We start from the raw sequence: 11,731 nt of genomic DNA on the forward strand, positions 1-11,731 counted from the left end.
CATAAACCGATATACATATATTTATGAAAAGAAGAAAACTACTCCTGATTTGCCTGCTCATAGCATCTGCACTGGGCAGCAAAATGCAAGCACAAGAATTATTGTCCAATGTTTATGGGCGTGACTTTCAGTTACTGAACGGTAAATGGGGTGCCATCGTCGACCTCTACGATCAAGGGCGTAAGATGCAAGTCTACAAGAACAGAAAGCCACAGGACAACAAACAGTTCTACGAATATTCTTTCGATGGTGGATTAACGCTGAATGTCCCTTCGGACTTCAACTCACAGATGCCCGAATTGAAGTTCTATGAAGGCACCGTATGGTACGGACGTCATTTCGACGCTCCCCAAGCAAATGGTAAACGGTTGTTTCTTTACTTTGGAGCAGTAAGCTACCGTAGCCGTGTATATCTGAATGGAGAAGAAATCACCAGCCATGAAGGAGGTTTCACTCCTTTCCAGGTGGAAATTACCGATATAGTCAAAGAGAAAGATAACTTCCTGACTGTAGAAGTGAACAATACCCGCACCACAGACGCTATCCCCGCCATGTCTTTCGACTGGTGGAATTATGGTGGCATCACCCGTGACGTCATGCTGGTAAGCGTTCCGCAGACATATATCAAAGACCACTTCATCCAGTTAGATAAAACTCAGTCCAACTTGATTCGTGCCAAAGTATCTATGTCAGAAGCCAAGCCGGGCATGAGCGTACAACTATCCATCCCCGAACTAGGTATTCAGCAAACACTGACCACCGATGCTAATGGAACTGCCCAAGCAACCATCAAAGTAAAGAAGTTGCAACGTTGGTCACCCGATGCCCCGAAACTGTACGATGTAACTATCACCTCGAACAACGACCGTATCACCGAGAAGATCGGTTTCCGCAACCTTTATGTGAAAGGCGAAGATATCTACCTCAACGACCAACCCATCTTCCTGCGTAGCGTAAGCTTCCACGAAGAGATTCCTCAACGTCGTGGACGTGCTTTCTCCGAAGCCGATGCTACCATGTTGTTGTCCGAAGCCAAAGACTTAGGTGCCAATATGATTCGTTTGGCACACTATCCGCAGAACGAATATACCGTGCGTTTGGCAGAGAAAATGGGCTTCCTTTTGTGGGAAGAAATCCCCATTTGGCAAGGTATTGATTTCAAGAACGACGCTACCCGCGAGAAAGCAGGTCGAATGATTAAGGAGATGGTCATGCGCGACAAGAACCGTTGCTCCGTTGCCTTCTGGGGAATTGCCAACGAAACAGCCACTTCCGCTCCACGTAATGAGTTCCTGAAACACATGAAGCAATGTTGCCTCGACATCGACTCTACCCGCCTGATTACAGCAGCATTCGACTTGGTACGTTTCAACCGTGAAAGTCAGAACTTCGAGATGAATGATTCTATTATCAGCATTCTCGACATGGTGGCTATTAATAAATACATGGGCTGGTATCACGATTGGCCGCTCACACCGGATAAAGCTATCTGGAATGTAGCACCCGGCAAGCCCCTCTTCATTTCTGAGTTTGGTGGCGAAGCGCTTTATGGCAAGCACGGCGATGCCGAAGTAAAAAGTTCATGGAGTGAGGACTACCAGGCACAACTCTACTTAGATAATCTGGAAATGTTCAAGCACATCCCCAATCTGCGTGGCACCTCTCCCTGGATTCTCTTCGACTTCCGTTCGCCCTTCCGTTTCCACCCTTATCAAGGAGGCGAGTGGAACCGTAAAGGATTGGTTTCCGACCAGGGACAACGCAAGAAAGCATGGTACATCATGCGTGATTACTATAACGAAAAGAAAGCAGGAAAATGAAACAGACATTGAAATACTGGATGGCTGCCCTCCTCTTCGCCACTACGGCGTGGAGCGGGTATGCCCAAACAAAGAACGAAATGGATTTGTCCGGCGAATGGGCTTTTCAAACGGACGTGATGGACTTCCGGAGAGGTTCGCTCGATGTCCGCTATTGCCATCGCTTGCAAGAAAGTATCGTGCTACCGGGCATTACGGACGATTACAAGATAGGCTATAAATCTCCTTATCGACACCTGGACCGTCTGACACGTGTGTACGAATACATGGGTCCGGCTTGGTATCAACGTGAAATAGAGATTCCGGCCGATTGGAAAGGAAAACGTATATTTCTTTATTTCGAACGCACGCACTGGCTTAGTTCAGTCTACGTGGGTAAAGATGAAGTCAGCAAGATAGATTATATCAGCGTTCCTCATAACCACGAGCTTACCCAATGGCTGCATCCGGGCAAGAAGGAGTTGATAACATTCTGTATCGATAACCGCTACCAATATGATACCCATAAGTGGGATCACGCCCATTCTGAATTTACACAGATCAACTGGAACGGTGTACTCGGAGAAATCAAGCTGGTAGCCGTCGATCCGGTTTATATGGACGACATTCAGGTTTATCCTGATGTTAAGAATAAGAGTATCAAGGTAAAAATGGCGATTCGCAACTGTACCGAGAATACAGTAAAAAGTAATCTTACTTTCCGCATCAAAGGAGAGAAATATGAGTTGCAAAAAGAAGTTCCATTCAATACCAACGACTCTATCGCTTATATGGAGGAAGTAATAGCCTTAGGTAAAGACATCCGCTTATGGAATGAGTTTGAGCCTAACATCTACACGCTGGAGTGCAAACTGACTACACCGAGTGCAAAGCAATCGTATATCCACGAAAAGAGTACGACTTTCGGTATGCGTGAAGTGGGCGAAAGCGAAGATCACATCCTCATCAATGGTCAACCCATCCATTTGCGTGGAACGGTAGAGAATGCCGTTTTCCCAAAGACAGGATATGCTCCCGTAGATGATGCATCTTGGGAACGTGTTCTTCGTATCTTGAAAGAATACGGCATGAACCACATGCGCTTCCATTCCTGGTGTCCGCCTGCGGCAGCTTTCCGTATGGCGGATAAGTTGGGTGTATATCTGGAAGTAGAAATGCCGATGTGGGGCAAAGACGCACAACCTGATGAAAAGCGTTGGAACTTCTTTCGTCGCGAGTTACGAGCTATCTTGAAAGAATACGGCAATCATCCTTCCTTTATTCTTTATTGCAATGGCAACGAGATTACCGGTGATTTCAACTTCATCGAAGAGCTGACCGCCACTGCCCGGCAACTGGATAACCGCCGCTTGTTCAGTGGTTCAACCGCACGTACACGTGTAAAATCAGACCAATTCTATATCACTCACCAGACGACTAAAGGACACATGGCTATCTACGAAGGTCGCCCTTACACCAACTGGGATAAGAATAAAGAGCTGGGGGTAGGTCTGCCTATTATATCGCACGAATCAGGCCAGCGTTGTGTTTATCCTAATTTTGAAGAGATAAAGAACTTCACCGGTCCGGTACAAGCACGTAACTTCGAAGTGTTCCGTGAGTTGTTGGATAAGAATCACATGCTCGATCAAGCAAATGACTTCTTCCGTGCATCCGGTGCTTTGACTGCTATTGAATATAAAGATGTGATTGAGGCACAGTTGCGTACCTACCTGAAAGCAGGTTTCCAGTTACTCTCGCTAAACGACTTTACAGGTCAGGGATATGCTCCGGTAGGTATTCTCGATCCGTTTTGGAATAGTAAAGGCTTAATCACTTCCGAGAAATGGCGTGAGTTCTGTGCTCCCACAGTTGCGTTGGTTCGCTTTGACAAACGTGCGCTCTACAATGACGAGGTATTCAAAGCAAAAGCTGAAGTTTACAACTACGGTCCTTCTGCATTGAAGAATGCTAAAATCAATTGGAGCATTACCAATAGCGAAGGCAAGATATTGAAAAGTGGAAAAATGAAGTCCCGCACCATCGGCAAGGATGGAGTATTTCCTTTGGATAGTTTCAATTATGTCCTAAACGGCATTATCGAGCCGCAGAAGCTGACGGTGCATCTTTCGGTTGCTCACGTTCAGAATAGTTGGGATATTTGGGTATATCCTCGTCCTAACAACCAAATGCAATCTACGGATAAAGTACTTTATACTAATGTCTTCGACGAGAAAGCGAAACAGTATCTTGCCGATGGAAAGAAGGTAGTGCTCTGTCCCAAACCTTCTAAAGTAAAAGGTCGTAAGTCTGTTTTCCATAATCACTTCTGGAATCCTATCATGTTCAAGTGGGCACCTATGACCATTGGTTGCCTGATACACGACGAACTGCCCGTATTCGATCATTTCATCACGTCTTATCATACCGATTGGCAGTGGTGGGATATTCTGGAGAATGCCAAAGTGATTGAGATGAAAGATGCTCCGGCAGCACTCCGCCCTTTCATCCAAGTGATAGACCGTTACGACAATAACGAGAAGCTCGGCATCGGGTTCGAAGCAAAGGTAAACAAAGGTAGTTTGCTGGTACTGGCTGTAGATACTCAGAAGAATATAAAAGAGCGTCCCGCCACGCAGCAGTTACTGGAAAGTATTGACATCTACGTGAAGAGCGACAAATTCAATCCGCAGATAGCCGTTGATGAATCTTACATCGAATCATTCTTAAACAAATAAAGGAGAAGAATATGATAAGAACATCTTTGTTCCTGCTTTGGGTATGGGTATTTGCCGGCACGGCAGCCTCTCAAGATATAAACATGTCACAGATAGCCTCTTTGGAACAAGTTTATGGTGAGAGCGTCGAAGATGAAAGTCCGCTTCCGATGAACGACTTGGACATGGACTTCGGTTATGCTCTTTATGAAACAACCGTCAATGTGGGAGAAGATAATCCCACATTGACTTTGGAGAATGTGAGAGACTATGCTACAGTATATGTGAATGGTAAGTTGCAAGGCTATCTGAAAGATAACAAGAAAAGCATGGAAACCCAACTATCGCCGGGTACGCATAAACTAAGTATCTATGCCGAGAATATCGGTCGTATCACTTATGGTCCGGAAATACTTGATAACTCAAAAGGGATTTACGGCAGCATCACCTTAGGAGATACCGAACTGACTGGCTGGAAGATGACTCCTTTACTTATAAAAGAGTGTGAAGTGGATAATCTGACATTTGCAGAAGGAACCTCCCTTACTCCCTGCTTCCATAAAGGCAAAGTGATGGTGGATGACGCAGCGCGGGAGACTTATCTCAACATATCAGGTTGGGGCATGGGTGAAGCCTGGATCAATGGGCAGTATATCGGTGCCTATTGGGAAGAGAACTCTGAAACTACCTTAGCCATACCAACCGGTGTGCTAAGAAAAGGAGAGAACTCCATTGTAGTGTTCGAACTGAAAAACAACACACAAACTCTTATGTCGCTGACGGATAAAGCTTGCTTCAAATAACTCTGACTGCTTCGTTATAATTAGCAGTTTTTGCCAACATATTGGCAAAGTCTTGCCATCGCAGTGGCAAACCTTTGCCAATACGATGGCAAGGACCTGCCAATACGATGGCAAGAGATGGCATTCATCTGTTGTTATTTCTTAAAAAAGCACTCCCGCTATAGGAGTTAAGCAGTAGATACGTGTCTAGTATATATACATAATAAATATATCATATCATGAAGAACCTCACACTAATGAGTTGCCTCCTTTTAAGTGGTTGGCTGACTGGAGCAACTGCTGCCGACAAGAACCAGCCCATCTACAAGGATGCCAAAGCTCCCATTGAAAACAGGGTAAATGACTTAGTCAGCAAAATGACCCTTGAAGAGAAAGTATCTCAACTAAACCAATACACCTTGGGACGCAACAACAATGCCAACAATCTTGGCGAAGAAGTTAAGAATCTCCCTGCCACTCTAGGCTCTGTTATCTACTTCGACGAAGATCCTGAGTTACGCAATGCTGCCCAAAAGAAAGCAATGGAGGAATCGCGTCTTGGTATACCTATTATCTTCGGCTATGACGTTATCCACGGTTTCCGCACCGTATATCCTATTTCTTTGGGACAAGCCTGTTCGTGGAATCCCGCATTAGTAGAAGATGCATGTGCCGTAGCTGCTCAGGAATCACGTATGTCGGGTGTGGATTGGACATTTTCTCCAATGATTGACGTCGCCAGAGACGGTCGTTGGGGACGTGTAGCCGAAGGATATGGCGAAGACCCTTATACCAATGCCGCATTCTCTGCCGCCTCCGTTAGGGGTTATCAAGGTAAAAACTTGGCAGATGGCAAACAAGTAGCCGCTTGCCTGAAGCACTACATCGGCTACGGAGCCTCTGAAGCCGGACGTGATTATGTTTATACCGAGATCTCCAATCAGTCTCTTTGGGATACCTACCTCCCACCCTACGAAGCTGGCGTTAAAGCCGGTGCAGCTACGTTGATGAGTTCCTTCAACGACATCAGCGGTACGCCCGGCAGTGCCAATCACTATATTATGACGGAGATATTGAAGAACCGTTGGAAACACGATGGTTTCATTGTTTCCGACTGGTCTGCCGTGCCGCAACTCATAGAGCAAGGTCATGCCGCTAATCGCAAGGAAGCTGCACGACTGGCTTTCAATGCGGGACTTGAAATGGACATGATGGGACATTGCTATGATAAATACATGGCGGAACTGGTGAAAGAAGGCAAGATCAGTATGGCACAAGTAGATGATGCCGTGAAGCGTGTATTACGTCTCAAATTCCGTTTAGGATTGTTCGATAATCCTTATACTCCTGTAACCACAGAGAAAGAACGTTTCCTCCTGCCCCAAAGTCTGGCAACTGCCGAAAAACTGGCGGAAGAAACCATCGTTCTATTAAAGAACGAAAATAATGTTTTGCCTCTGAATACCACCAAGAAACCTACTATCGCCGTTGTAGGACCATTAGCAAAGAATCGTCCTGAACTATTAGGTTCTTGGTTCGGTCATGGACATGCAGAGAATGTACTTCCTATCAACGAAGCATTGAATGCTGAGTTTGCAGGCAAAGTAAACTTCATCTATGCAGATGGTTGCGACTTCGATGGCAATGATACTGCTAAATTCAACGAAGCATTATCTGCCACCCAGAAAGCTGATATTATCCTTCTGTGTATGGGTGAGAAGAAAAGTTGGAGTGGCGAAAACGCTTCCCGTTCTATCATAGAGCTACCTGCTATCCAAGAACAATTCATTGCTGAAATGAAGAAAGCAGGCAAGCCGATGGTACTTGTACTGGCTAACGGTCGTCCGTTAGGATTGTCTAAAGTAGAGCCTCTTTGTGATGCTATTGTAGAGATGTGGCAACCGGGCGTACCGGGTGGTAAGCCATTGGCAGGTGTATTGTCGGGCAGAGTAAATCCTTCAGGCAAGCTGTCTATCACTTTCCCACGTTCCACGGGACAAATACCGGTTTATTATAACCAACGTAAGAGTGCACGTCCTAATAGTGGAAAGTATCAGGATATTCCTTCTACTCCGCTTTATGAATTCGGTCATGGGTTGAGTTATACTACTTTCAATTATGGCGATATTAAACTGGGAAAAGAAACGATTAAGCGTAATGAAAAGATTGTAGTTGAAGTTCCTGTAACCAATGCAGGCAAACGAGATGGAGCGGAAGTGGTTCACTGGTTCATATCCGATCCATTCTGTACCATCACTCGTCCGGTGAAGGAGCTAAAACATTTCGAGAAACAGTTAATCAAAGCCGGCGACACATACGTCTTCCGTTTTGAAATTGATCCAATGCGTGACCTTAGTTTCGTAGATTCCGACGGCAAGCGCTTTCTTGAGAATGGCGAATACTTTGTAACAGTGAAAGATAAAAAAGTGAAGTTCACTGTGGAGGATTAAGACAATAATCAAAACCCCTCAGTTCACTAAAAAAGAAGGTGGATACTCTCGATTATAAGCAGAGTATCCACCTTCTCTTTTAGGGGACCGAGGGGTATATATTATTTTGCCAGTCCTTTTGCTGATTCTACCAACCGTATAAACTCTCTTCTATATCCCTTCTCATCATTATCCAATCCTTGTTTTGCAAGACCGATTACCTTATCATAACTTGCGTTTCCTTTATATTCCGAATCCCGAAGCAACTGCCCGAACATGGCTACTGCTGAGGCAAAGCGGAAGTCAGGAGATACGTTGTCATTCTTCGAATCCATCAAAGGTAATTCAATCTTTTTGCTGACGTCTCCATCGGGAGCTTTATAGCGAAGCTTCACGGTCAACAATTCTTTTGATCCGGAAGGAGTTGATGCGGTTTCTTGGGTCTTCTGATATTTCAAGTCATCCACCTTCCCTGCATAATTGGACTTCGCACCTGTAGGGATTACTTCGTAGAAAGCGGTCACAGTATGTCCTGCTCCCATCTCTCCGGCGTCCTTGGCGTCATTGTTAAAGTCTTCATCTTCGAGTAGGCGGCTCTCGTAACCAATCAAGCGATAGGCTTGAACTTGTGAGGGATTGAACTCTACTTGAAGCTTCACGTCCTTGGCAACGGTATGCATGGTTGCTCCGAATTCATTGACTAATACGCGGTTGGCTTCCTGTAAGTTGTCGATGTAAGCATGGTTACCATTTCCTTTTTCGGCTAATGTCTGCACAAGGTTATCTTTGTAGTTGCCCATTCCGTAGGCAAGTACGGTAAGGAATACTCCCGATTTGCGTTCTTTTTCAATGAGTTTTTGCAGACCTTCTTCGGAAGAGACACCGACATTAAAATCGCCGTCGGTACACAGGATAATGCGGTTATTACCGTTCGGCATAAAGTTTTGACGGGCAATCTCATATGCAAGCTGAATACCTTCACCTCCGGCGGTAGAGCCTCCGGCAGACAAATCTTCGAGGGCTTCTTTAATCTTCTGTTTGTCGTTACCTTGCGTAGACGGCAATGCTAAACCTGCATTTCCCGAATAAGTAACAATAGCTACACGGTCTTTCTCACGAAGATTATCGACGAGAAGTTTCAAAGACGAAATAACTAAATCCAGTCGGGTAGGTCCATACATGGAACCGGAAACATCAATCAGGAATACCAGGTTGGAGGCAGGCAGATGATCGGAAGGAATTTCCCGTGCTTTCAGTCCGATGCGTACCAGGCGGTGTGCTGCTTCCCAAGGGCAGTTACCTACTTCGGTGGTAATCTTCACCGGGTCACCGTTGGTGGGTTGCAGGTAGTTGTAAGTAAAGTAATTCACAAGTTCTTCCGTACGGATAGCATCGGCGGGAGGCAATTCGCCTTGGTTGAGGTAACGGCGCATGTTGCTGTAAGAGGCTGCGTCCACATCAATAGAAAAGGTGGAGAGTGGATTCTTCTTCACTTGCTTGAAGCCGTTTTCCTGAATGGATTTGTATTCTTCGGTGTTCACGTCTCGATAGGAAATGCAGGCAAGCATTTGTTTAGAGTTGGCTACAGCACTTCCATACCCCACAACAACGCATTCTTCTTCAAAAACAAGCATATCGGGTTGAAGTTTTACATTCATTACGGACGATTTCACGACTTGCGTCACGGAGAGGTAACCTACAAACTGGAATACTAAAGTCTCTCCCTTGCGAACCTCAATAGAATAACGCCCTTTATCATCTGTTATAGTGCCGCGTGAAGTTCCTTCTACCTGTACCGAGCATCCAACGAGAACCGTACCGTCCGATGCGTCCATTACTACTCCACTCACTTTGGATACTTGTGCCCATACAGCGGTTAATACGATAAAGATAAGTGCTGTGGCAAGCACTGTCACTCTGAATTGAATTGTTTTCATAACTATAAGTTTTAAATGTGATGTAAATTCTACTTTTACTATAGAGATGCGGTTTTCTTCCGGATTCCATAAATGCACACGAATATTTTTTATTTTTCTTTTCAGAGTTGCTCTTTACAAGGAGTGTTCCTATCTTTGGGGGCAAAAGTATCGTACTTGTTTTTCAGAAAGAACATATCGAAGCTTTCGGATGAAGAGTTGTTGGCACACTACACAAAATCCGGAGACACGGAATATTTCGGGGAATTATATAACCGATATATATCGTTACTGTATGGGCTTTGCCTGAAATATCTACAGGACGAAGATCGTGCCCAGGATGCGGTCATGCAGATGTTTGAAGACCTGATGCCCAAACTGGCCAATTATGAGATCACGGCTTTCAAGCCCTGGCTCTACCGGGTGGCAAAGAACCATTGCTTGCAACTGTTGCGGAAAGATAACAAAGAAATTCCGTTGGATTATACCGTGAATATTATGGAATCTGACGATTTTTTGCATCTCTTATGTGAAGAGGAAAGTACGGAAGAACAACTTGAGGCGTTGCATCGTTGTCTAGAGAAGTTGCCCGAAGACCAACGAGTCAGCATTACCTGTTTCTTCCTGGAAGAAATGTCGTATGCCGACGTGGCCGGACAAACCGGATTTTCTCTGAATAATGTGAAAAGCTTTATCCAGAATGGAAAGCGAAATTTAAAGAACTGTATCAAGAAGCAAACCCCATGAAACTATCGGATTACATAAAAGGACTCCGCAAAGGAAAAGAAGCACATCGGCTCGAAAAAGAGTCGATGCAAGATCCTTTCCTTGCCGACGCATTAGATGGATACCAGCAAGTGGAAGGGGATCATGAGCGTCGACTGGAACAGCTGCACCGTCAGGTATCGGCACGGACTTCAAAAGTGAGATTCCGCAGGGCAGTAAGTTGGAGTGTAGCGGCATGCCTGGCATTAGGAGTAGGTATCAGTAGTTATTTCCTGTTTATGAAAAGCGAAGAGGTGATGCCCCCCCTGCTTTTTGAAGAAGAAGTACTTGCAGTAATCCCAACCGAAAAGGATTCGGTAAGGAATGGAGATACAACCGGTATCCGGGACGTTTCCGAACCATCCCAAACCGTTACGGCAGAAATAAAGAAGACCCCTTCTGATGTATTGGCACAGAACAAACATGTGCAACAAGCACCTGCCGCAGCAGAAGAAATAGATGAATTGTTTTTGGAGGATATAGAAGAAGTGGTATCCGATAAAGAAACAGCCGAAGTTACCACAAACGTTGAACAGCCCTCTGCTGTTATTATGACATCCCCCGCAAAGGCTTCCAAGCAATTAGCAATAGTGGGAGAGAACCTTGTGAAAGGGAAAGTGATAGACGAACATAACGAGCCTGTCATTGGAGCAGTAGTCTCCGTAAAAGGAACAGATTTAGCGACTTTGACCAATGCAGAGGGGCAGTTTGAATTGAAGACACCCCAAAAGGCAGTCGAACTAACGGCAGAATTTATAGGTTACGAACCTGTGGTACTACCGGCCGACACGGGAAATAACATGCTGATTGCGATGAGAGAAGACACGCAAAGACTTGAGGAAGTGGCAGTGGTAAGTTATGGATCAAAGAGAAGGATTAAAAAAGAGACTTCCGCATCTGCCGGAACGATAGCCAATGATTATCGGGTACCTGAACCTATAATTGGCAAATCAGAATATAAGAAATATCTGAAAAACAGTTTAATCCATCCTTCCGACGAAGCTTGTAAGCATTTGAAAGGAACTGTAACCCTTGCTTTCTATGTAGACAAGGATGGAAATCCCGAACGTATAACCGTAGTTAAAGGCTTGTGTAAATCTATCGACCAAGAAGCAGTCCGATTAGTGAAGGAAGGTCCGAAGTGGACACCGGGCAAATTACCTGTAGAGTTGGATATTGAATTCTAATCTACCCTTTTAATAAAATATTTTACAGCGAACAGACAAATATCAATCAGTCCATACCTGAACCCTATTCAGTCGTATACTTAATATGATTCAGTCGTATACTTAACCCTATTCAGTCCGTACCTGAATAGGGCTT

8 protein-coding genes are annotated in these 11,731 nt (G+C 44.9%); 6 read left to right on the forward strand and 2 right to left on the reverse strand.

Annotated elements, in window-relative coordinates:
- The first annotated feature begins 23 nt into the window (after positions 1 to 23).
- The 3 genes from Q1W14_RS01630 to Q1W14_RS01640 are packed head-to-tail and all read left to right on the forward strand — an operon-like array spanning position 24 to position 5,319.
- Positions 24 to 1,820, forward strand: coding sequence for a glycoside hydrolase family 2 TIM barrel-domain containing protein (locus tag Q1W14_RS01630; protein WP_300698621.1), 1,797 nt, complete (start codon positions 24 to 26; stop codon positions 1,818 to 1,820).
- Positions 1,817 to 4,537 carry a sugar-binding domain-containing protein gene (locus tag Q1W14_RS01635; protein WP_300698624.1) on the forward strand — a complete coding sequence of 907 codons (2,721 nt, stop codon included), beginning with the start codon at positions 1,817 to 1,819 and terminating at the stop codon, positions 4,535 to 4,537. The genes Q1W14_RS01630 and Q1W14_RS01635 overlap by 4 nt, the downstream gene beginning before the upstream one ends.
- 11 nt (positions 4,538 to 4,548) lie before the next feature.
- Complete coding sequence (locus Q1W14_RS01640; RefSeq protein WP_300698626.1) at positions 4,549 to 5,319, forward strand: hypothetical protein; 771 nt, start codon at positions 4,549 to 4,551, stop codon at positions 5,317 to 5,319.
- Here the strand turns inward: Q1W14_RS01640 and Q1W14_RS01645 are convergent.
- Positions 5,312 to 5,443 (reverse strand): hypothetical protein, encoded by a 132-nt coding sequence (locus tag Q1W14_RS01645; protein WP_300698629.1) that lies wholly within the window; start codon positions 5,441 to 5,443, stop codon positions 5,312 to 5,314. The genes Q1W14_RS01640 and Q1W14_RS01645 overlap by 8 nt on opposite strands.
- A gap of 94 nt (positions 5,444 to 5,537) precedes the next feature.
- On the opposite strand from Q1W14_RS01645, the gene Q1W14_RS01650 reads away from it, so the two are divergent.
- On the forward strand, positions 5,538 to 7,748 hold the full coding sequence (locus tag Q1W14_RS01650) for a glycoside hydrolase family 3 N-terminal domain-containing protein (protein ID WP_300698632.1): 2,211 nt from the start codon (positions 5,538 to 5,540) through the stop codon (positions 7,746 to 7,748).
- 101 nt (positions 7,749 to 7,849) lie between these two features.
- Here Q1W14_RS01650 and Q1W14_RS01655 read toward each other — a convergent pair whose 3' ends face one another.
- On the reverse strand, positions 7,850 to 9,664 hold the full coding sequence (locus tag Q1W14_RS01655) for a von Willebrand factor type A domain-containing protein (protein WP_300698633.1): 1,815 nt from the start codon (positions 9,662 to 9,664) through the stop codon (positions 7,850 to 7,852).
- 156 nt (positions 9,665 to 9,820) lie between these two features.
- Here Q1W14_RS01655 and Q1W14_RS01660 point away from each other — a divergent pair, with 156 nt between their 5' ends.
- Positions 9,821 to 10,390 carry a sigma-70 family RNA polymerase sigma factor gene (locus Q1W14_RS01660; protein WP_300698636.1) on the forward strand — a complete coding sequence of 190 codons (570 nt, stop codon included), beginning with the start codon at positions 9,821 to 9,823 and terminating at the stop codon, positions 10,388 to 10,390.
- Entirely contained in the window at positions 10,387 to 11,595 is a 1,209-nt protein-coding gene (locus tag Q1W14_RS01665; protein WP_300698638.1) for a carboxypeptidase-like regulatory domain-containing protein, read from the forward strand. Before Q1W14_RS01660 ends, Q1W14_RS01665 begins: the two co-directional genes overlap by 4 nt.
- The last annotated feature ends 136 nt before the right edge of the window (positions 11,596 to 11,731 follow it).

Source organism: Bacteroides sp. (assembly GCF_030151085.1).
Taxonomy (GTDB): domain Bacteria; phylum Bacteroidota; class Bacteroidia; order Bacteroidales; family Bacteroidaceae; genus Bacteroides.